Annotated in this window: 17 protein-coding genes and 1 pseudogene; 9 read left to right on the forward strand and 9 right to left on the reverse strand. The window is 70.9% G+C overall.

What is annotated here, in order from left to right; genetic code table 11:
* Window positions 1-628: 628 nt before the first annotated feature.
* Both AQI70_RS16435 and AQI70_RS39195 read left to right on the forward strand, forming a co-directional pair.
* Window positions 629-1,045, forward strand: coding sequence for a hypothetical protein (locus AQI70_RS16435; protein WP_159042671.1), 417 nt, complete (start codon window positions 629-631; stop codon window positions 1,043-1,045).
* Entirely contained in the window at window positions 1,029-1,748 is a 720-nt protein-coding gene (locus AQI70_RS39195; RefSeq protein ID WP_159042672.1) for a hypothetical protein, read from the forward strand. The genes AQI70_RS16435 and AQI70_RS39195 overlap by 17 nt, the downstream gene beginning before the upstream one ends.
* Before the next feature lie 32 nt (window positions 1,749-1,780).
* Here AQI70_RS39195 and AQI70_RS37490 read toward each other — a convergent pair whose 3' ends face one another.
* A complete protein-coding gene (locus AQI70_RS37490) occupies window positions 1,781-2,311 on the reverse strand; it encodes a hypothetical protein (protein WP_062149857.1) in 531 nt (176 codons plus the stop codon).
* 224 nt (window positions 2,312-2,535) lie between these two features.
* Window positions 2,536-3,696: a magnesium and cobalt transport protein CorA gene (locus AQI70_RS16450; protein WP_079051320.1), complete on the reverse strand. Its 1,161-nt coding sequence runs from the start codon at window positions 3,694-3,696 to the stop codon at window positions 2,536-2,538.
* 145 nt (window positions 3,697-3,841) lie between these two features.
* On the opposite strand from AQI70_RS16450, the gene AQI70_RS16455 reads away from it, so the two are divergent.
* Both AQI70_RS16455 and AQI70_RS16460 read left to right on the forward strand, forming a co-directional pair.
* Entirely contained in the window at window positions 3,842-4,978 is a 1,137-nt protein-coding gene (locus AQI70_RS16455) for a winged helix DNA-binding domain-containing protein (protein ID WP_062149862.1), read from the forward strand.
* Between the two features lie 253 nt (window positions 4,979-5,231).
* On the forward strand, window positions 5,232-5,759 hold the full coding sequence (locus AQI70_RS16460) for a DUF1062 domain-containing protein (protein WP_062149866.1): 528 nt from the start codon (window positions 5,232-5,234) through the stop codon (window positions 5,757-5,759).
* Between the two features lie 116 nt (window positions 5,760-5,875).
* Here AQI70_RS16460 and AQI70_RS16465 read toward each other — a convergent pair whose 3' ends face one another.
* From AQI70_RS16465 to AQI70_RS16480, 4 genes are all read right to left on the reverse strand, one after another.
* On the reverse strand, window positions 5,876-6,523 hold the full coding sequence (locus AQI70_RS16465) for a LysE family translocator (protein WP_062149870.1): 648 nt from the start codon (window positions 6,521-6,523) through the stop codon (window positions 5,876-5,878).
* Between the two features lie 246 nt (window positions 6,524-6,769).
* Complete coding sequence (locus tag AQI70_RS16470) at window positions 6,770-7,558, reverse strand: S1 family peptidase (protein WP_062149873.1); 789 nt, start codon at window positions 7,556-7,558, stop codon at window positions 6,770-6,772.
* A gap of 224 nt (window positions 7,559-7,782) precedes the next feature.
* Complete coding sequence (locus AQI70_RS16475) at window positions 7,783-10,650, reverse strand: helix-turn-helix transcriptional regulator (RefSeq protein WP_062149876.1); 2,868 nt, start codon at window positions 10,648-10,650, stop codon at window positions 7,783-7,785.
* A gap of 172 nt (window positions 10,651-10,822) precedes the next feature.
* On the reverse strand, window positions 10,823-11,653 hold the full coding sequence (locus AQI70_RS16480) for a response regulator transcription factor (RefSeq protein ID WP_079051322.1): 831 nt from the start codon (window positions 11,651-11,653) through the stop codon (window positions 10,823-10,825).
* Between the two features lie 124 nt (window positions 11,654-11,777).
* Between AQI70_RS16480 and AQI70_RS16485 the strand changes: the two genes are divergently transcribed.
* Together AQI70_RS16485 and AQI70_RS16490 are read left to right on the forward strand one after the other, a co-directional pair.
* On the forward strand, window positions 11,778-13,448 hold the full coding sequence (locus AQI70_RS16485) for an AMP-binding protein (protein ID WP_062149883.1): 1,671 nt from the start codon (window positions 11,778-11,780) through the stop codon (window positions 13,446-13,448).
* Complete coding sequence (locus AQI70_RS16490; RefSeq protein ID WP_062149885.1) at window positions 13,445-15,037, forward strand: AMP-binding protein; 1,593 nt, start codon at window positions 13,445-13,447, stop codon at window positions 15,035-15,037. The genes AQI70_RS16485 and AQI70_RS16490 overlap by 4 nt, the downstream gene beginning before the upstream one ends.
* Here the strand turns inward: AQI70_RS16490 and AQI70_RS16495 are convergent.
* A complete protein-coding gene (locus AQI70_RS16495) occupies window positions 15,031-15,774 on the reverse strand; it encodes a helix-turn-helix transcriptional regulator (RefSeq protein WP_425264617.1) in 744 nt (247 codons plus the stop codon). The two genes, AQI70_RS16490 and AQI70_RS16495, sit on opposite strands and share 7 nt — an antisense overlap.
* A gap of 82 nt (window positions 15,775-15,856) precedes the next feature.
* Between AQI70_RS16495 and AQI70_RS16500 the strand changes: the two genes are divergently transcribed.
* Both AQI70_RS16500 and AQI70_RS16505 read left to right on the forward strand, forming a co-directional pair.
* Window positions 15,857-16,291 (forward strand): hypothetical protein, encoded by a 435-nt coding sequence (locus AQI70_RS16500; protein WP_062149888.1) that lies wholly within the window; start codon window positions 15,857-15,859, stop codon window positions 16,289-16,291.
* Window positions 16,292-16,448: 157 nt separating this feature from the next.
* A complete protein-coding gene (locus AQI70_RS16505; RefSeq protein WP_107117004.1) occupies window positions 16,449-17,321 on the forward strand; it encodes a chitosanase in 873 nt (290 codons plus the stop codon).
* Here the strand turns inward: AQI70_RS16505 and AQI70_RS16510 are convergent.
* Window positions 17,311-17,824 (reverse strand): annotated as a pseudogene (locus tag AQI70_RS16510) (GNAT family N-acetyltransferase). The gene AQI70_RS16505 and the pseudogene AQI70_RS16510 overlap by 11 nt on opposite strands.
* 41 nt (window positions 17,825-17,865) lie before the next feature.
* On the reverse strand, window positions 17,866-18,549 hold the full coding sequence (locus AQI70_RS16515) for a hypothetical protein (RefSeq protein WP_062149891.1): 684 nt from the start codon (window positions 18,547-18,549) through the stop codon (window positions 17,866-17,868).
* Between the two features lie 241 nt (window positions 18,550-18,790).
* On the opposite strand from AQI70_RS16515, the gene gcl reads away from it, so the two are divergent.
* Window positions 18,791-20,575, forward strand: a complete 1,785-nt coding sequence (gcl, locus tag AQI70_RS16520) for a glyoxylate carboligase (protein ID WP_062149894.1) — start codon at window positions 18,791-18,793, stop codon at window positions 20,573-20,575.
* Window positions 20,576-20,979: the final 404 nt, after the last annotated feature.

Raw genomic sequence — 20,979 nt, forward strand, 5'->3', positions numbered from 1 at the left:
CAACGGAGCAATGCACGGCCGCAGACCGGCACGGACGCCGCGATCAGCTGTCCGGCGAAATCAGGGGTGCGGCGCCTTCGGTCGTACGCCGCCGAGGAGGCGCAGGAAGGGGGCGGCCCGCGGAGCTACGGCCGACGGCAGAGGGGTCGGGACGACGGGATGCCATGCCCCGCCACCGAGAGAATCACCGAACCGGGCGGCGCCGCGGCTCTAACCGGCCACTCACTCCCGGTCGACGCCAACGCGCATGACCGACTGCATGAACCAGCACTGCGGCCCCCCCGGCGCCCCTACTTCTGACCTGTTCGTTCGCAGAGTACATGGAAGGTTCACAAGTTGACGAGAGTGTGCCTGAGAGGTGATGTGCTGCCCGTCGACACCTCGCTGGCCGCTTCTGACCCCCAGGTGCAGGCCGGCGCGCTGAGGGGGGTCGCTCAAGCCCTGCCCGCGCTGGTGGCGGGAACCGTCGTCCAGCAGGGCGGGCAGGCGCTATCCAATGCCCTTTCATCATCAGGGAGTTGAGGAGAACGACTCCCTGACGGCCGACGGGACCCGGGATGACCCGTTTCGGCTGCCGACATCTGCGCGCGCGGATACAGTGCTGGGACCAGTGGGGGAGAAGACATACGTGGACGAGCTGACCTTCGCCGCGACGACAGTGTTCGCGGCACTTCTCAGCCAGGCATCACAGGACACCTACGCGAAGGCGCGGGACATCATCCGGCGCTTGCTGCGACGCGGCGACCAGCCGGACACCGCAGCCGAGTTGGAGCGCCTCGACCAGGATCGAGCGAGTGTGATGGAGTGTTCCGAGCCCGCGCGGGACGAGGCGGCACGCAGGGCAGCCGCGGGGTGGGCGCTGGGCTTGGAAGGACGCCTGCGCGCGGACCATGAGGCCTTCGAGGAGCTGCGGGCGCTTGCGGAAAGGAACGGGCCGGCCACGGTGATCAACCAACACAACCACGGCTCGGGCACCTTCATCAACGGCAGTGTCGCCGGGGGGCTCACCATCAATCACGGCGCGGCGCATGGCAGAGACACCTGAACCCCCGACCCGGCTGGACCAGCACAACCACGGTCCCGGCATTTTCATCGCAGGTGACGTCATCGGGGACGTGCATCATCATTCTTCGTCCCGGCCAACCTTCCACCAGACCGGGCACATTGAGGAGCATGAGTCGGTCGGAGGCCCGGGCAGTGACGGAAGGGCGCCCGTCAATGAGGAGCCGTCGGGCGAGGAAGGCAGGGCGGGTCCGCTCAAGTCCCTGATCGGGAACGCATTCGGCGCCTTCATGCTGATCGGCATGGCCGGCTACGGTCTGGCAACCGTGTTCATGCCGACGCATCCGACATCGGAACGTGTCATTTCGGTCCCCCTGGCGGCTGGTCTGGCCTTGGGCGGTCTGGTGCCCCTGGCATCCTCGCTCGCCGTGCTCGCCGAACTCTGCGCCGCGGGCGCGGCCAACGCGGCCCACGCGGCCGGTTCGGCGGGCAGACGAGGGCGGGACGGCCGACGTACTGCCGTCCGTCTGAACCTGCGACATGCACATCTGCTCGCCCGCACCGCCCACTACAGCGCGGTGCTCGCCGGTTTCGTGACAGCACTCATCGCCTTCCGGGCCGCGAGCAGAAGAGCTGCGGACCGCGCCCAGGAGGCCGGCGATCGTGCGGAGTCGGAGGTCGCCAAGGCTCGCGCGGTACTACAGCAGAGTGATCCGGCTGCGGGGTGCGTTGACTATCGGGCCTGACCAACGTGGGCAGGGTGGGAAAAGAAGGCCGATCAGGCTCCGGGTGGGCGGCCCGTTCGGGCGCGGAGCCCACGTAGCACCAGTTCCACCACTGCGTCGAAATGGGCCTCGATGTCGTGTTGTCCCCAGTCGCGGAAGTAGCGGGGGTCGTGAAAGCGGCCCGGGGCATGGAAGACGGCTCGGGCGGTGGTCGTGGGCTCGGTGGTGATGAAGACGCCGGCGTCGGCGCCGGGCCCGATGATCTGGGTGAGTTGGGTGGTGAGCACGTCAAGATGGGCGGTGACTGCGCCGCCGAGGTCAGCGGCCAGCACCCGGTATGCGGCGAACAGCTCGGGATCGTCACTCGATGTGCGCCTGCCGCGGTGGAGGTGCAGCTGCCGTGGGGCGGCCCGGAACCCGATCGCGAGACTCGGAAGCTCCCGCTCGTCATCACGACGACGTACGGCAACGCCCTTCGCGCGAACATCTTCAACGTCGAGGTGTGGAAGCCGGCTCTGGCTGCGGCCGGCGTCATCCCCAGGCGGAAACCACCACTCCCGCAACCCGCGCAAACGGATGGGCACAGCACCTCGCTGCGCCCGGTCTTTTGGAGTTTCAGCCCGGAAGGCCACTACGGTCCGTGCAGTCGGCGAGGCTCTCGCATGCCAACGCCCACGATCGCAGGAGACCGTCCCGAACGGAGCGCGGCTCATTCTCCCCACACACTCCCCAGCGGCCCCGAACGCGTCATCCATGCCCTCGATCGGAGCTGCACGCGCTCAAGACAGCAGCCCTCCGCGGTGATTACTCAGAGCCAATCTCGTCGCTTGAAGACGACGTACAAACTGGTACAAACGACCCCCATTAGGGCAATGGCGAAGGGGTATCCGAGCACCCAGTGCAACTCCGGCATGTGCGTGAAGTTCATCCCGTAGATCGTCCCGACCAGCGTCGGCGCGAACAGAATCGCCGCCCAGGACGAGATCTTCTTGATCTCCTCGTTCTGCTCGAACCCCGCCTCCGCCAACGCCCGCATCTCCGCGTTCTGTTGCTGCGTGACCAGCGTCGCGTTGACCGTGAGGATCTCGGTGAGGGCCTGGCGGAAGCCGTCGACGCGTTCGCTGGTGTGGGTGACGTGGTCGGCGACGTCGCGGAGGTAGCGCTGTAGCTCCTCGTCCGTGCCGTACTTGGAGAAGCCGGCCATCAGGCCGTGCAGCATGCCGACCAGGGGGCGGGTGGCGCGCTGGAACTCGACCATTTCGCGGGAGAGTTCGTAGATGCGGCGGGAGGCCTCCGGGTCGCCGCGGAAGACCTCGGTCTCGATCTCGTCGATGTCGTTCTGGACGCCCGCCACCACCGGCTCGTAACCGTCGACGACCGCGTCCAGTATCGCGTAGAGCACCGCCTCCGGGCCGAGCTTGAGCAGCTCCGGCGTCTCCTCCATGCGCCGGCGCACCGCCGACAGGTCGGGCGCCGCGCCATGGCGGACCGTGATCACGAAGTCGGGGCCGACGAAGACGTGCAGTTCGCCGAAGTCGACCTCCTCGGGCGCGTCCAGGTAGCGGGCGGCACGCAGGACCACGAAGAGCGTGTCGCCGTAGCGCTCCAGCTTGGGCCGCTGGTGTGCCTCCATCGCGTCCTCGACCGCGAGCGGGTGCAGGTCGAACTCGGCGGCGAGAGAGAGAAGTTCGGCCTCCGTGGGGCGGGCAAGCCCGATCCATGCCATGCCGGACGGCTGGTCGCGCAGCTCGCGGTAGGTGTCGGCGAGGGTGGCGGGGGAGGAGACGCGGACGCCGTCCTGGTACAGCGCCGCCTCCACGACACTTGCCACATCGGAGGACTCCGGAACAGAAGGGCGCGTCGGCGGATCGGGAGTCGGTGGCTGCGGTGGCTGCGCCGGAGTGAGGGCCCGTCGCCAGACTGACTTCATGGAGTTCTTCGCGGTGGGGCGGGCGCGTCGCTCGGACATCGCGGCTGCCTCCCGGTCGGGACGACTGGTGCGTGATCTCGGAGCAGGATATACGGGGCGAATGGCGTGGGCGGGGCGGGGTGATCCTGGACTCCGTGAGAGTTGCGGACGGAAGGTGTCCGCAAGCCTCGCTAGCGTGCCCGGCATGACGAAGCGGACCACGACCCAGCGCAGCACGAAGCAGACGACGGCCCCGCTCGGCCCCGTGCTCGGCACCCGCGCCCTCAACCGTGCCACCCTCGACCGGCAGCTGTTGCTGCGCCGCTCGCCGCTGTCCGCCCTGACGGCCGTGGAGCACCTGGTCGGCCTCCAGGCCCAGGAGGTCAAGCCGCCGTACTACGCGCTCGCCGCCCGCCTCGAAGGCTTCACGCCCGAGGAGTTGTCCGGGCTGTTGGCCGACCGCGCGGCCGTGCGCATCGTGACCATGCGCTCGACGATCCACCTGCACACCGCCGACGACGGTCTCACCTTGCGTCCGCTGGTGCAGCCCGCCCGGGACCGCGAGGTGAACTACTTCCGCAAGGGCCTCGTCGGCGTCGACCTGGACCGGCTCGCCGTACTCGCCCGCGAACTCGTCGAGGCCGAACCCCGCACCATGAAGCAACTGCGCGCGGCCCTGGGCGCCGAGTGGCCGGACGCCGACCCGCAGTCCCTGGCCGTCGCCGCCCGCTGCACGCTCCCTCTCGTCCAGGTGACCCCGCGCGGACTGTGGGGGAGGAGCGCCCAGGTCGTCCTCACCACCCTCGAACACTGGCTCGGCCGTCCCGCCGAACCGGCCGCCTCGCCCGACGCCACGGTCCTGCGCTACCTGGCGGCCTTCGGGCCGGCCTCCGTGAAGGACATGCAGACCTGGTCCGGCCTGACCCGGATGCGCGCCGCCTTCGAACGGCTCCGTCCCCAGCTGGTCACCTTCCGGGACGAGAACGGCGTCGAACTCTTCGACCTCCCCGACGCCCCGCGCCCTGACCCGGACACCCCGGCCCCGCCCCGCTTCCTGCCCGAGTTCGACAACCTCCTCCTCTCCCACGCCGACCGGACCCGGGTCGTGCCGCCCGCCGACCGGGGCCGCACCTGGCAGGCGAACACGGTCTACTGTCCGCTCCTCGTCGACGGCTTCCTCGCCGGCGTGTGGCGGATCCTCGACGACGCCCTCGTCATCGAGCAGTTCACCGAGCTCACCAAGGCCCAGTGCGCGGAGGTGACCGAGGAGGCGGAGCGGATGCTGAGGGTGCTGCACCCGGGCGCGCCGTACGACATCCGCTTCGGGACCGTCATCCCCTAGGGCCGCCCAATGACGAGTGGGCCACGCTTCGGCAAGGCGGTGAGGTGACGCTCGAAAACCGGTGGAACAGCGTCGCTGTGCGCCGCTACCGTGCTGCCGAACCCAGTCGTCCAGTCAAGGGCATGCCGTTGTACACCGTGTGAGACCTCCCAAGCGCTGATTCGTCGCGCGTCGCGTCTGTGCGCCGCGCTGCTTTTTGCTGCGGACTTCTCACTGAAACCGGTGTACTTCTGTGCTCAATGACTGGGTGGTCATGCCCACCTGCCTGCCGCTCGTTCTCCGGCGTTGCCACACGTGCGCGTCCGGGAGCTTCCGGGCAAGCGGCAAGTTTCGCGTCAACGCCAACCACAAGCTCATCGACGCCTGGCTCCTCGTGCTCTGTACCGCTTGCGGGGACACCGCGAAGCTCACGGTCCTGGAGCGGATGAATGTGCGCTCCGTACGACCTGAGCTGCTGGACCGGCTGCATGCCAACGACCTTGGCCTGGCGGCCGAGCTGCTCCAGGATCCGGTCGTGCGGCGCCGTAACCGCATCGCCCTCGACTGGGAGGACGCCTGGCGCCTCGACACCTGCGGATCGGATCACCTGGACCGCGAGGTGATCGACGTCTCGGTCCGCTTCGCCGCGCGGATTCCTGTCCGGCCGGTGCGGCTGATCGCTGAAGGCTGCGGTCTTTCACGGGCCGAGGTCGAGCGACTGATCAGGGAGGGGAAGCTCGTTTCGGCAGTCCGGCTGAACGGCAAGCTCTCCGGCGATTTCACCTTCACGCTCAAGCGCTGAGCGCTCCTCGGGGCCTGGGGCCTGAGGCCTGGGGCCTGGGGCCTGTCCGGCAGGAACCGCCGGGCAGGCCCCAGGACCTGTCGTCCATCCCCCAGGTCCCGTCGTCAACGCGGGCGTCAGTCCGCCCGTCCCGTCACCGCGACCGTCACCCCGAGTCCGATCATCGTGCACCCGCCCGCGCCGCCTATCAGCGACAGCCGGCGGTCGGAGCGGGCGAACCAGGTACGGGCCGCCGACGCGGTCAGCCCCCACAGGGTGTCCGTGACCAGGCCGATGGTGATCGGGACCAGGCCCAACAGCAGCATCTGCAGCGGGACATGGCCGGCCGAGTGGTCCACGAACTGAGGGAGTACGGCGGCGAAGAACACCACGCCCTTCGGGTTGGTGACACCGACGAGGACGCCGTCGAGGACCGTGCGCAGATCGCCGCGCGCCGGTCCCGTCGGCTGCGTCCGTATCGCCGCCGCCGTCAGGTCCTTGCGGTGCCGGAACGCCTGCACACCCAGCCAGACCAGATAGGCCGCACCGGCCAGCTTCACCGTCAGATAGACCGCCACGGACCGCTCCACGAGGGAGCCGATGCCGACCGCTACGGCCACCACCAGCAGATACGACCCGAAGACATTGCCGAGCGCGGTCGCCACGGCGGTGCGCCGGCCATGGGCCAGGGCGCGGCCGATGACGAACAGGACACTCGGGCCCGGAATCACGATCACCAGCACCGACATCGCCGCGAAGGCCAGGAAACGGTCTGCGGACACCATGCCATCACCCCCAACGCCCATCACTCCCAACCGGCACCCATTGAAACAGGCCGCACTGACAACGGACCTGACCACGGGCACCGACCATCGGGCAAGAACATGGGCAAGGGCAAGGGCAAGGGCATGGGCAAGGACATGGGCAAGGACATGGAGAGGGGGCGTTGCGGGCCGCTCGTGGAGGCCCGCAACGCCCCCTGGTCTTTCACCTGAGCTGTGCTCAGGAGACCCTCTGGGTGACGATCCCGGTTACGACTGGACCTGTTCGGTCACCTCGTCCGAGAACGTGGTCAGCCGGGTGTAGATGCCCGGGTAACCGGCCTGGGCGCAGCCCTCGCCCCAGGAAGTGATCCCTGCCAGGACGCCCCCGATGAGCAGGGGACCGCCGCTGTCGCCCTGGCAGGTGTCAACGCCGCCGGAGGTGGGTCCGGCGCAGACCATGTCGGACGCGATGAAGTTCGAGCCGTAGGAGCTCGCACAGCTGGAGTTGGAGACGACCGGCACGGTCGCCGTCCGCAGCTGGTTGGAGGAGCTGCCGCCCGAGGAGGTGGTGCCCCAGCCGATGATGCGGGCGGTGGCGCCGGTCGCGTACACACCGGTGTCCGAGGAGTCGACGTACGAGGCCGGGGTGTACGGCATCGACGTCGACAGGGTGAGCACGGCGATGTCGTTGCCCTGGGTGACGTCGGTGTAGTCCGGGTGGATCCAGATGTCGCTGACCCGGCTGACCGTGCCGTTCGTGCCGTTGCGGTAGGTGCGGCCGCCGACGACCCGGACGCTGCTGGTGGTCTCGTCGACCATGCAGTGCGCGGCGGTGACGACCTTGTTCGCGGAGACGAGCGTGCCGCCACAGAACTGGTTCTGGGAGGCGTCCGTTATCTGCATCATGAACGGGTACGCGGTCGTCGTGGTCGTCGTGCCGCCCACGATGCGGGAGGACGCGGCCTCAGCGGTGGGGGCGCTGAGCAGTGCGACCGCGGCGGCGGCAGCGGTCGCCGCGACGGCGGCGGTCTTTCTGGCACGGGTGAGCCCGAACATGAGACTCCTCATTGGGGATTGCCGGTGGGGGGTCGCGCGGGTGTGGGGGGTTGTGCAAGGGGGTCGCGGGACCGACCCCCGTGTGCCCGGGCGAGCGGCACATCCCCCAAGTTAGGTCCCGGAACTTGGCCTTCCCAATGAGGGAACCCCCTAAGGGAGTTGGGCAGGGAAAACCCTCGGTCGTGTACGGGTAAACCTGCGCGGACCGACAAGGACGGGTGAACTCACGTCGTACGGCGTCCCGCTGCCAGTCTGACGATGTCGACCCGCGATCGGATCCCGAGCTTGCGATACACCCGGGTAAGTGTCGCTTCGACCGTTTTGACGCTGATGAACAGACGGGCGGCGATCTCCCGGTTGGTCGCGCCCTCCATGACGAGTGCGGCGACCTGGCGCTCCATCGAGGCGAGCCCGGCCAGACCGTCCAGCCCGTCCAGCCCGTCCGGCGCGGAGGCGGGGGTGGGGACCGCCTCCGCGGGGCGCGCCTCGGTGGCCGCCTCGACCTGCCGCAGCCAGGGCAGCGCCCGGCAACGGCGGAACAGCCGAGCCGCCTCGTCGTACGAGGTCGGACCCGGCCCGCAGCTGCCCCCGGCCCGAGGGGCGCCGAGCGCCTCGGGGGCGGTGCGCAGCTGGGCCAGGGCGAAGGCGGCCCGCGCCTCCTCCAGGCCGTAGCCCAGTTTGCCGAGCCGGTCCTGTGCCGACGTCAACTGGGCCACGGCGGCCTCCCGTTCCCCGCGCGCCGCGCGCACCAGCGCCTCGGCCCGGTCGAGGACGGCCAGGACGCTCTCGCGGTCCAGCCGCAGCGCCTGCTCGCGCGTGACGTCGATGACGTCCTGTGCCTCCGCGAGCTCGCCGCTGCGCACCAAAGCCTCGGCCAGGTCGCCGTGCCAGCGGCCCCGGGCCGGGTCGGTGATGCCGAGGCCCTGCTCCACCTCCCGCACGCGCCGCAGCGAACGCACCGCTCCCTCCGCGTCCCCGGCCACCAGCTGGGCGTGGCCGAGGGCGGCCAGGGCGCGGGAGACGTACATCTGGTCGCCGTCCTCCTCGGCGTGCTCCACCGCCTCCCGTGCCAGCGTCAGCGCCCGGTCCACCTCCCCGCCCGCGGCCTCCGCGAGCGAGGTCAGCACGGCGGAGGCCACCTCGCCGATCCCGGTGTCCCGGGCCAGCCGCAGGCTCTCGCGGGCCAGGTCGAGGGCGCGCCCGCAGTGCCCGGAGTGCAGTTCGGTCTCGGCGACCCCGCGCAGGAAGTGCACCTCGCTCTCGACCCAGCCGTGCCGGCGCACCTCGCGCAGCAGCGCGGTGACCGCCGCGCGCGCCTCGGGCAGCTGGTCGCTCATGATCAGCCAGCGGAAGCGGGAGTAGCCGGCCCCGTTGTGATGGCAGGCCACCCTCGGGTCCTGCGGTTCCTCCAGCGCCCGGCGAATGGTCGCGGGGGCGTCCGGGTGGCCCATGAGGGTCTCGATCTGGGCCTGGAAGGCGAGCGCCATCAGCTCGGTGTACCGGTCGCCGGCCCGTGCGGCGAGCGCCGCCGCGTACGCGGCCTCCTCCCGGGCCTCGTCGAAGTCGCCCTTCACCAGCACGGCGCGCCAGGTCAGTTGGTAGTGGACCAGGGCGAGCAGCCGGGGGTCCTCGCCCGCGTCGGCCAGGGCCTGCGGGAAGATCGCGTCGACCTCCGTCATGGCGTGGCCCGCCGTGTCGATCACGATGATCCAGGCCCGCACCCGGTCCGCGGGCACGGTCGCCCGGGTGAGCACCTCACGCGCGATGTCCCGGGCGAGGTCCAGCTCGCCGGCGGTGATCGCGTCCTCGGCGGCGTCCAGCCGCAGCACCTCCGGGCTCGGCGGGCCGTCCGCCGGGGTGTGCCGGGCGGCGAGCAGGCCGATCTGCGCCGCCACCGAGGGGGCTCCGCGGTCCCGGGCCAGGGCGGCGGCCTCGGCGAGACGGGCCGCGACCTCGGGGTCGGTGCCCGTGGTCGCGAGGGCCAGGTGGCGGGCGCGCTCGATGGGGTCGGAGGCCGCCGTGGACAGCGCGGCGTGCGCGGCACGGCGCTCCTGCGCGGGTGCCTCCGCGTAGAGCGCGGCGGAGATCATCGGGTGCGCGAACCGTACGGCGGGCCCCTCGGGCTCGGTCGCCAGCAGCCCGAGTGCGGCGGCCTGGGCGGTCTCGGCCTCGGCGTTGTCACGGCCGGCCGCGTGCAGCAGGGCCAGGGTGGGACGGGCGCCGGCACTGGCGACGAGGAGGGTGCGGCGGGCCTCCTCCGACAGCATCTCCAGGCGGTTCAGCACCAGGGTGCGCAGCGAGGTGGGCACCGGCAGGGGCTCGCCCGGGCGGGGCGGGGTGGGGTTCTCGGCGAGGGCGCGGCCGAGCTCCAGGGCGAACAGGGCGTTGCCGCCGCTGGTGCGGTGGATGTCCCGGACGATGGAGCGGGGCAGGCCGGTGTAGCCGCGGTGATCGAGGAGGGCCGACGTCTGGGCGCGCGAGAGGGGGCCCAGACGTACGGCCAGGGTGTCCGGCGGGGACGCGCGTAGATAGCGGTCGTACTCCTGGCCCTCGGTCCGCACCGCGCACAGCATGCGCACCGGGGTGTCGCCGAGGCGGCGGGCGGCGAAACCGAGGAGCTCGGCGCTGGCCGGGTCGAGCCACTGGAGGTCGTCGACGACGACGAGGACGGGCCCGGTGGCGGCGAGGGCGCGCAGGGCGGACAGCACGGCCAGGCGCAGGGCGAGGCCGTCGCGCTGGAGGGTGGACTCGCCGCGGCCGGTGAGCGCCGACTCCAGGGCGGTGCGCTGGGCGGTGGGGAGCCGGTCGGACACCTCGTCCAGGACCAGGCCGAGGAGGTCGGCCAGGGCGAGGAAGGGGAGATGGGATTCGTTCTCCGTGGGCGAGCAGCGCAACACGGTGCGTGCGGCTCCGCCGCATTCCGCGGCCAATGCCCGCAGGACCGTCGACTTCCCAATTCCGGCCGGCCCGTGAAGCAGCACGCTGCCGCCCCGCGCGAGCTGCTCACGCGCCGCGGTGAACGGCTCCTCCCTGCCGATGACCTGGTCGGGGCGGCATCTGGCAGGCTCCTTGAAGTCCCGTCGCACGGTCACCGCTCCCCTCCGTGTGTCGTGTCCGGGCCAATATTAGGCAACAGTTCTTTGAATTTCGGACCGACGACGAGGTGAGGCAAATAACAGCAGCCGAGCATAGGGAAATTCAAAGCCGGGGTGCATGAATGAGGGGTCGTCGGTGTGGGCTGGACCATGCCGCGGCGCCCCCGCCCTACGGCAGCAGCCCCGCCCGGCGTGCCGCCACCACCGCCTCTCCGCGCGTGTGGGCGCCCAGCTTGCGCATGGCCGACCGCAGATAGCCCTTGACCGTCTCCACCCCCAGTCCCAGCCGCTCGGCGGCGACCGCGTTCGTCGAGCCGGCGGCCACGCACGCGAGCACGTCCAACTCGCGCGGGGCCAGTGTCACTCCGGCCGCCGGGCGCTCCGCCGTCAGCAGGGCACAGGCCTCCAGGAGCTCCGAGCGCAGCGCGGGGTCGGCGATGCGCGGTGCCAACGCCCGCAGGGCCGCGTGGGCCTCGCGTACCTGCTCCAGGGCGGCGCCCTCCTCGTTCGGCGCCGGCTCCGGACGCGCCGCCGCCAGCAACGCCCGCACCTCCTCCCGCACCACCAGCGCCTGCTCCACGTCCCGCGCCGCCGCCACGGCCGCCGTCAGCGTGCGGTCGCCCAGGGGCTGGGCCGTGCGCAGGGCGCCGTACAGCACGCCGCGCACCCGGCGCCGTACCACGACCGGGACCGCCACCACCGAGCGCAGCCCCTCCACGGCGACGGCGGCGTCGTACTCGTGGGTGATCTGCCGTGAGGCGGAGTAGTCGGTCACCGCGCAGGGGCGGGCCAGGGTCACCGCCTTGCCGCCCAGGCCGTTCCCGGCGGTCACCGCGAGCCGGCTCAGGGACTCGGTGGCCGTGCCGTTCAGTTCGCTGATGCGCATCTGGCGGCGCCCGGAGTCCAGCAGGCCGCCGAAGGCCACCGGGAGCCCCGTCGAGCGGCGCAGGCGCACCAGCGCGCCCCTTATCTCCACCGATGCGGCCGCGTCCACTGCCACGTACTCGCCCTTTCACTGCGGCTTCCCCGGAGCGCACACCCCCGTTCGGGGGTAGTGAGACCCACGTCACGGATTAGACGATGACAGAGAGCCGCCCGGCAAGGTCCGGTAACCAGGAGGTCAGATGAAGACGGCGACGGAGCTGTTCCGCGGGGCGCGGGACTTCCTGCTCGAACACCGCGAGGACTACGCCACCGCCTACGAGGGCTTCGACTGGCCCCGGCCCGAGCGGTTCAACTGGGCGCTCGACTGGTTCGACGTGATCGCGGCGGGGAACGACCGCACCGCGCTGCACATCGTCGAGGAGGACGGCAGCGAGGTCCGGCTGTCCTTCGCCGCGATGGCCGAGCGCTCCGCCCGCGTCGCCAACTGGCTGCGGGCGTGCGGTGTCCGCGCCGAGGACCGCGTCCTCGTCATGCTCGGCAACCAGGCCGAGCTGTGGGAGACGGCCCTCGCCGCGATGAAGCTGCGCGCCGTCGTCATCCCGGCCACCCCCCTGCTCGGCCCCGCCGACCTGCGCGACCGGGTGGAGCGCGGACGTGTCCGGCATGTGCTGGTGCGCGCCGAGGACACCGGGAAGTTCGACGAGGTGCCCGGCCGCTACACCCGCATCGCCGTCGGCGGCGCGCCCGAGGGCTGGCGGGCGTACGAGGACGCGTACGCGGCCCCCGCCGAGTTCGCCCCCGACGGACCGACCGCGGCCGACGACCCGCTGATGCTCTACTTCACCTCCGGTACGACCGCCCGCCCCAAGCTGGTCGAGCACACCCACGCCTCCTACCCGATCGGGCATCTGGCCACCATGTACTGGATCGGCCTCAAACCCGGCGACGTGCATCTGAACATCTCCTCGCCCGGCTGGGCCAAGCACGCCTGGTCCAACCTCTTCGCGCCGTGGAACGCGGAGGCGACCGTCTTCATCCACAACTACACGCGCTTCGACGCCGCCCGTCTGATGGCCGAGATGGACCGCGCCGGCGTCACCACCTTCTGCGCCCCGCCGACCGTGTGGCGCATGCTCATCCAGGCCGATCTGAGCGCGCTGCGCACCCCGCCCCGCGAGGCCGTCGCCGCCGGTGAGCCGCTCAACCCCGAGGTCATCGAACAGGTCCGCCGCTCCTGGGGCGTGACCATCCGGGACGGCTTCGGGCAGACCGAGACCGCCGTCCAGGTCTCCAACAGCCCCGGCCAGCCCCTGAAGACCGGCTCCATGGGCCGTCCCAGCCCCGGCTTCCGCGTCGAACTCCTCGACCCCGTCTCCGGCGCGCCCGGCGCCGACGAGGGCGAGATCGCGCTCGACCTCTCGTCGCGGCCGGTCGGCGTGATGACCGGCTACCACGGCGACGCCGACCGTACGGCGGAGGCGATGGCGGGCGGCTACTACCGCACCGGCGACATCGGCTCCCGGGACGCCGACGGCTACATCACCTACGTCGGGCGTGCGGACGACGTGTTCAAGGCCTCCGACTACAAGATCTCCCCGTTCGAGCTGGAGAGCGCGCTGCTGGAGCACGAGGCGGTGGCCGAGGCGGCCGTCGTGCCCGCGCCGGACGAGCTGCGGCTGGCGGTGCCGAAGGCGTACGTCGTGCTGGCGGAGGGCTGGGAGCCCGGCCCCGACACGGCCAAGGTGCTCTTCGAGCACTCGCGGGAGGTCCTGGCGCCGTACAAGCGCGTCCGCCGCCTGGAGTTCGCGCCGCTGCCCAAGACCGTCTCCGGCAAGATCCGCCGCATCGAGCTGCGCGAGGCCACCACCGCGGGATCGGACGCCGAGTACCGCGAGGAGGACTTCCGGTGAGCGCACAGCTGTCGTACACGCACGGGACGAGCGACACCGTCCTGCTCGGGGACACGATCGGGGCCAACCTGGACCGGGCCGTCGCCGCCTGGCCGGACCGTGAGGCGCTGGTCGACGTGGCCTCGGGGCGGCGCTGGACCTACGCCCGGTTCGCCGCCGACGTCGACGAGTTGGCGTACGCGCTGCTCGCGAGCGGGGTGGCCAAGGGCGACCGGGTCGGCATCTGGGCGGTCAACTGCCCGGAGTGGGTCCTGGTCCAGTACGCCACCGCCCGCATCGGCGCGATCATGGTGAACATCAACCCGGCCTACCGCACCCACGAGGTGGAGTACGTCCTCAACCAGGCCGGCGTCTCCCTGCTGTTCGCCTCCCTCGGTCACAAGACGAGCGACTACCGGGCGATGGTCGAGCAGGTGCGGGGCAGATGCCCGCGGTTGCGGGAGACCGTGTTCATCGGTGACCCGAGCTGGGAGGCGCTGATCGCGCGGGGGACGCCGGTGCCGTTCGAGGAGCTGTCCTGCGACGACCCCATCAACATCCAGTACACCTCGGGCACGACGGGCTTCCCCAAGGGGGCTACCCTCTCCCACCACAACATCCTCAACAACGGCTACTTCGTGGGCGAGATGATCGCCTACAGCGAGCAGGACCGGGTGTGCATCCCCGTGCCGTTCTATCACTGTTTCGGCATGGTCATGGGGAATTTGGCCGCTACATCCCACGGCGCCTGCATGGTGATCCCAGCCCCCTCCTTCGACCCGAAGGCCACGCTGGAGGCCGTCCAGCAGGAGCGGTGCACCTCCCTGTACGGCGTACCGACCATGTTCATCGCGGAGTTGAACCTCCCCGACTTCGCCTCCTACGACCTCTCCTCCCTGCGCACCGGCATCATGGCGGGCTCGCCCTGTCCGGTGGAGGTGATGAAGCGGGTGGTCACCGAGATGAACATGGCCGAGGTGTCGATCTGCTACGGCATGACGGAGACGTCGCCCGTCTCCACACAGACCCGGCGCGACGACGACCTCGAACACCGCACCGGCACGGTCGGCCGCGTGCTGCCGCACATCGAGGTGAAGGTCGTCGACCCCGTGACCGGGGTGACTCAACCACGGGGCACGGCAGGGGAGTTGTGCACCCGCGGCTACAGCGTGATGCTCGGCTACTGGAACGAGCCCGAGAAGACCGCCGAGGCCGTCGACCCCGGCCGCTGGATGCACACCGGGGACCTGGCCGTCATGCGCGAGGACGGCTACGTCGAGATCGTCGGCCGCATCAAGGACATGATCATCCGCGGCGGCGAGAACATCTACCCGCGCGAGATCGAGGAGTTCCTGTACGCCCACCCGAAGATCGCGGACGTCCAGGTCGTCGGCGTGCCGCACGAGCGGTACGGCGAGGAGGTGCTGGCGTGCGTCATCCCGCGCGATCCCGGTGACCCGCTGACGCTGGAGGAGCTGCGGGCCTTCTGCGACGGGCAGCTGGCGCACTACAAGATCCCGAGCCGGCTGCAGATCCTCGACGCCTTCCCGATGACGGTGTCCGGGAAGGTGCGCAAGGTGGAGCTGCGGGAGAAGTACGCCCGTCAGTGAGCCGCTCGGCCGGCCGGCCGCAGCACGACGCAGCACCGGCCGTCCTGGGGGGCGAGGCAGGCCTGGAAACCGGTCTCGCCCACCCCCCGCAGCACACCGCGCAGCAGATGGAGGTTCATCCCGCACACCGTCTGGGTGTGCTCACGGGCCAGGGCGTGGAAGGGGCAGTTGGCCAGGACGATCGCCTCGTCCTCGCGCCGGGGTTCGAAGCCGTGCCGCTCCAGCAGGTCGACGAGGCCCGCGTCGCCCGGCGCCGACCGCTGCCCGCCCCGCTGGGAGCCGAGCTGTGAGCCGAGCTCCTCCGCCTTGCGGTGCAGCACGTCCCGTACCGGCGCACCCGTCGCGGCGGACTCCTCCACCGCCTGGGCCAGGAGCCGTCCGGCCAGTTCGTAACGCCGGTCCGGCAGGCTGACGGCGACCTGCCGCGGGGAGCGCCGATAGAGCTTGGCCGGCCTGCCCGCGCCCGGCCCGCTCCGTCCGCTGCGCCGCTCGTAGACCACGTCGAGCAGGGACTGGGCGGCGAGCCGGTCCAGGTGGAACGCCGCGGTCTGCCGCGCCAGCCCGAGCGCCTCGGCCGCCTCGTCCCGGCTGACCGGGCCCGGCTGGCGCACCACATGGTCGTACAGCCTTCTGCGCGTCGGCTCGTCCAGCGCGGCGACGGCGGAGACGTCGGCGTCGGGTACGTCGGCGGCGTGCAGGTCGGAGTCGTGTACTTCTTTCGCGGCATCCACGAACACCAGTGTAAAACCCACCGCCATTGACTAAAGAAAAAGTGTGCGCTTCTATAGCTAATGAGAGTCATCTATAGAAGGAGTCGTCATGGCCTCCGCAACCACCGGCACCCCACCTGCCGCGTCCCGGCGTCCGGCGCTCGCCGACCCCGGCTACCAGGCTTTCCTGGTCCTGCGCATCGGCTTCACGGTGGCGCCGATCCTGTTCGGGCTGGACAAGTTCGCCAACCTGCTCGTGGACTGGCCCGGCTACCTCGCGCCCTGGATCGACGACATCGTTCCGGGCAGCGCCCAGGCGGCCATGTACGCGGTGGGAGCGGTCGAGATCCTGGCCGGTGTCGTGGTGGCCCTCGCCCCGCGTTTCGGCGGGTGGCTGGTGGCCGGCTGGCTGGCCGGCATCATCGTCAACCTGCTGACCATTCCGGACTACTACGACATCGCACTGCGGGACTTCGGACTGCTCCTCGGCGCGGTGGCGCTCGCGCGGCTCGCCGAGCGGTACCACGGCGCGCGGGAGCAGTGAACTCGCGGCAGCACGAAAGCCGTTCGAGCGGGGGCGCCGCCCATGGCGCCCCCGCTCATTTTCTTGTGTCGCGCCTCTTGCGGGCGACTGCCGCGAGGTAATAGGAAGGAAAGGTTCCTAACAGTCTCCGAATCCACCCCCACAAGCGGAGAACCACATGCGCCTTCCCTCCCTACTGAGACGGCAGTCCCCGACCCCCACCCGGCGGCGCCGGCGGAGCACCGGGCTGCGCACAGCCCTGGCCGCCGTCCTCGCAGCCGTCCCCGCCACGCTGCTCCTGAGCGTGAGCGGGGCCGCGGTCGAGCCCGCGGGTCTCGACGATCCGGCGAAGAAGGAGATCGCCATGCGGCTCGTCTCCAGCGCCGAGAACTCGTCGCTGGACTGGCGGGCCCAGTTCGACTACATCGAGGACATCGGCGACGGCCGCGGCTACACGGCCGGGATCATCGGCTTCTGCTCCGGCACCCACGACATGCTGGAACTCGTCGAGTACTACACCGCCCAGGAACCGGACAACCCGCTCGCCCCGTACCTGCCCGCCCTCCGCGCGGTCGACGGCAGCGACTCGCACGAAGGGCTCGACCCGGGCTTCACCGACGCCTGGGTGAGGGCCGCGCAGACTCCGGAGTTCCAGGCGGCCCAGGAGCACGAGCGCGACCGCGTGTACTTCGACCCGTCCGTCTCCCGGGCCAAGCGCGACGGCCTGCGGGAGCTGGGCCAGTTCGCCTACTACGACGCCATCGTCATGCACGGCGCGTCGGGCTTCGCCGCCATCCGGGCCGACGCCCGCCGCCACGCCAGGACCCCGGCGGACGGCGGCGACGAGACCAGGTATCTGCACGCGTTCCTGGACGCGCGCGTGAAGGAGATGAAGAAGGAGCCCGCACACGAGGACACCAGCCGCGTCGACACCGCCCAGCGGGTCTTCCTCAACAAGGGCAACCTGCGCCTGAACACGCCGCTCACCTGGCATGTCTACGGCGACCGCTTCCACATCGAGAGGGATCCCGCCCCGTCCGTCAGGGACTGAGGAGTTCGGCACGCATGCAGGCCCTCGGCCACCGGTCGAGGCCGGCGTCCGCCTCGTGGGCGCGGATCCTTTGCAGTCCCGGGGTGAGGCCGGCCTCGGCCAGGACGCGGAAGCCGAGACGCGTAGTACGGCGCGTTCCACGGCACCTCGGTGAAGGTGGTCAGGGTGAGACCGGTCAGGCCCTCCTCGTGCGCGCGGTCCGCGGCGTACGCGAGGAGGGCCCGCCCCATGCCCCGGCGGGCGGCGTCGGGGTGGACCGAGACCTGCTCGATGTGCAGGGCGCCGTCGACGGGCTCGCAGATCAGATAGCCGGCCGGGCCGTCGCCCCCGGCGCAGGCGACCCAGGCGCGGCCCGCCCGGCGGTAGCGCTCCAGGACGTCCAGGGCGGGCGGTTCGTCGTCGGCGACCGCCGCCATGCCGAGGTCCCGGAAGGCGGCGCCCGCGGCGCGTTCGATGTCCTGGAGGACCGGAAGCTCGTCGGGTGCGGCGGGACGGATGCGCATGCGCCGAGTGTCCGCCGAGGGCCCCGGGGGGCGCGAGCGGATTACCGGGCGCCCGTCGCGTCCAGTTCGTGGGCGGGGTCGTTGACCGGCTGGGGCGCGCCCGTGAGGTCGAGGACGAACAGGGGGACGCCCAGGGTGTCGGCGCGGGTGCGGGCGTCGGGGGCGTATCCGGCGAGGGAGAAGTAGACGCAGGCCGCGGACTCCGTCATGGCCGTCAGCCACAGGCACTCCACGTCCCGCAGGGTGGCCGGGCGTACGGTCGGGTCGACCTGGGCGAGCAGGCCGTGGGCGGCGATGCCGATGCCGGTCGGGGGCCGCTGGTCGGCGCGGCGGATGTCCCGGTAGCCGAGCCGGCGCAGATAGACGGCGGCTGCCGTGACCGCGTCGCGGGCGGTGCGGATCGCGATGGGCTGGAAGGCGGGGCGCGCGGCGGGCGCCTGCCGCCGCGGCTCACCCGTGGCCGCCGCCCGCGCCACCGGCACGCGCAGCATCGTTCCGCAGGGGCATCCCAGCTCCGGGCGGGGCCACTGGGTCTCGCGGCCGCACGCCGCGCAGCGCACACCGAGCCATTCGTCGTCCCAGGCGCGATGGGTCACCGCGGTCACGGTTCCGTGCGGGTCGAGCGGCGGAGCGACGGGCGCCCCGCACACACACGGATAGGCGGGCGCCGTGTAGAGATGCTCGCGCCGGCAGGCCGGGCAGCGCACCGACACGCTCTCGGACATGGCCACTCCAGGACGACCTCGCATCGGGACAGCGCCCCCGTCGGCCCCATCGTCCTCCACGGCGTGACTGGTTGTCCGCCTCTTGACGGTCTTCACCCGCCCACCTACATTGCTTCCAGATAGTAGAAAACAGTTTCCGCGATACGGAATAACTCGGATCGCGGGAGTGTCATCGTCACGGAATTGCTCACCGCGGGGCGCGACGGGAGTGCGAATCCGACAGCCGAAGCAGGAGTACTCAATGGCTCGTATGACCGCTGCCCGAGCGGCAGTCGAGATCCTCAAGCGCGAGGGCGTCAGCAACGCGTTCGGCGTGCCGGGCGCGGCGATCAACCCCTTCTACGCGGCCCTGAAGGCCTCGGGCGGGATCCACCACACCCTTGCCCGCCATGTGGAGGGCGCCTCGCACATGGCCGAGGGCTACACCCGCACCCACCCGGGCAACATCGGCGTCTGCATCGGCACCTCGGGCCCGGCCGGCACCGACATGATCACCGGCCTGTACTCCGCGACCGGTGACTCCATCCCGATCCTGTGCATCACCGGCCAGGCGCCGACCGCCGTGATCCACAAAGAGGACTTCCAGGCCGTCGACATCGCCTCGATCGCCAAGCCGGTCACGAAAATGGCGGTCACCGTCCTGGAGGCCGCGCAGGTCCCCGGCGTCTTCCAGCAGGCGTTCCACCTGATGCGCTCCGGCCGTCCCGGCCCGGTCCTCATCGACCTGCCGATCGACGTCCAGCTGACGGAGATCGAGTTCGACCCGGAGACGTACGAGCCGCTCCCGGTCTACAAGCCCGCCGCGACCCGCGCCCAGATCGAGAAGGCGATCGGGATGCTCAACGCGTCCGAGCGCCCCCTGATCGTCGCGGGCGGCGGAGTCATCAACGCCGACGCCGCCGAACTCCTCGTCGAGTTCGCCGAGCTGACCGGCACGCCGGTCGTCCCGACCCTGATGGGCTGGGGCGTCCTGCCCGACGACCACGAGCTGAACGCGGGCATGGTCGGCCTGCAGACCTCGCACCGCTACGGCAACGCGACCTTCCTGGAGTCCGACTTCGTCCTCGGCATCGGCAACCGCTGGGCCAACCGCCACACCGGCAAGCTCGACGTCTACACCGCCGGGCGGAAGTTCGTCCACGTCGACATCGAGCCGACCCAGATCGGCAAGATCTTCGCCCCGGACTACGGCATCACCTCCGACGCCAAGGCCGCGCTGGAGCTGTTCGTGGAGGTGGCGCGGGAGTTGAAGGCGGCCGGCCGGCTGCCGGACCGCTCCGCCTGGGCCGCGTCCGCGCAGGAGAAGAAGGCGACCCTCCAGCGCCGTACGCACTTCGACGACATCCCGATCAAGCCGCAGCGCGTCTACGAGGAGATGAACAAGGCCTTCGGCCCGGAGACCCGGTACGTCTCCACCATCGGCCTCTCGCAGATCGCGGGCGCCCAGATGCTGCACGTCTTCAAGCCGCGGCACTGGATCAACTGCGGCCAGGCGGGCCCGCTGGGCTGGACCATCCCGGCCGCGCTGGGCGTGGCGAAGGCCGACCCGGAGGCGCAGGTCGTCGCCCTGTCCGGCGACTACGACTTCCAGTTCATGATCGAGGAGCTGGCGGTCGGGGCGCAGCACAAGATCCCGTACGTCCACGTCCTCGTCAACAACTCCTACCTGGGCCTGATCCGCCAGGCACAGCGGGCGTTCGACATCGACTTCCAGGTCAAGCTGGAGTTCGAGAACATCAACTCGCCCGAGCTCGGCGTCTACGGCGTCGACCACGTCAAGGTCGCCGAGGGCCTCGGCTGCAAGGCGATCCGGGTGACCGACCCGAACGAACTCGGCGCCGCCTTCGAGCAGGCCAAGAAGCTCGCGCAGGAGTACCAGGTCCCGGTGGTCGTCGAGGCGATCCTGGAGCGGGTCACCAACATCTCGATGTCGACGACGAACGACATCAGCAACGTCGTGGAGTTCGAGGAACTCGCGACGGAGCCGGGGCACGCACCGACGTCGATCAAGACGCTGAAGGTCTGACCCGCACAGTCGGTCACCAGGGCGGTCCAACTCTCGGGTTGGACCGCCCTCTTCCGTTCCCGCGACGGGGCCCGCCGCCCCCGTGCCGGCAGGCCCCGTGTGACGAGAATGTGCCCGCGGGTGCCGCAGGTTGAAGCCTCTTGAACAAGGTTCAGAGCTTGATTTGAGGATTACGTAGCCGCCCTACGCCCCGAGGCGTACGCGCGCGGTCGCATCTGCTCCGGGTGCCGGGGAGACGGCCGACGAGAGCATGAAGGATGCCCCTCAACCCCACACACGGCGGACGAAGCCGCAAGCGGCGGGGCGGCAGAGAGCTGCTACGGCTCCTGGAGGAGGCGCGGGGTGCCGCGGTGGGAGTCGGCGAGTGGCAGGTCGTACGGCTCGTGCAGGATGCGATCGAGTAC

Source organism: Streptomyces curacoi, assembly GCF_001513975.1.
GTDB lineage: Bacteria > Actinomycetota > Actinomycetes > Streptomycetales > Streptomycetaceae > Streptomyces > Streptomyces curacoi.

Excerpts from the sequence above, each read along its gene's own strand:
- AQI70_RS16485 (WP_062149883.1), top strand. The coding sequence starts at position 11,778 with ATGAAGACGGCGACGGAGCTGTTCCGCGGGGCGCGGGACTTCCTGCTC.
- AQI70_RS16515 (WP_062149891.1), bottom strand. The coding sequence starts at position 18,549 with ATGTCCGAGAGCGTGTCGGTGCGCTGCCCGGCCTGCCGGCGCGAGCAT.
- AQI70_RS16470 (WP_062149873.1), bottom strand. The coding sequence starts at position 7,558 with ATGTTCGGGCTCACCCGTGCCAGAAAGACCGCCGCCGTCGCGGCGACC.
- AQI70_RS39195 (WP_159042672.1), top strand. The coding sequence starts at position 1,029 with ATGGCAGAGACACCTGAACCCCCGACCCGGCTGGACCAGCACAACCAC.
- AQI70_RS16505 (WP_107117004.1), top strand. The coding sequence starts at position 16,449 with ATGCGCCTTCCCTCCCTACTGAGACGGCAGTCCCCGACCCCCACCCGG.
- AQI70_RS16455 (WP_062149862.1), top strand. The coding sequence starts at position 3,842 with ATGACGAAGCGGACCACGACCCAGCGCAGCACGAAGCAGACGACGGCC.
- gcl (WP_062149894.1), top strand. The coding sequence starts at position 18,791 with ATGGCTCGTATGACCGCTGCCCGAGCGGCAGTCGAGATCCTCAAGCGC.
- AQI70_RS16450 (WP_079051320.1), bottom strand. The coding sequence starts at position 3,696 with ATGTCCGAGCGACGCGCCCGCCCCACCGCGAAGAACTCCATGAAGTCA.
- AQI70_RS16500 (WP_062149888.1), top strand. The coding sequence starts at position 15,857 with ATGGCCTCCGCAACCACCGGCACCCCACCTGCCGCGTCCCGGCGTCCG.
- AQI70_RS16465 (WP_062149870.1), bottom strand. The coding sequence starts at position 6,523 with ATGGTGTCCGCAGACCGTTTCCTGGCCTTCGCGGCGATGTCGGTGCTG.
- AQI70_RS16460 (WP_062149866.1), top strand. The coding sequence starts at position 5,232 with ATGCCCACCTGCCTGCCGCTCGTTCTCCGGCGTTGCCACACGTGCGCG.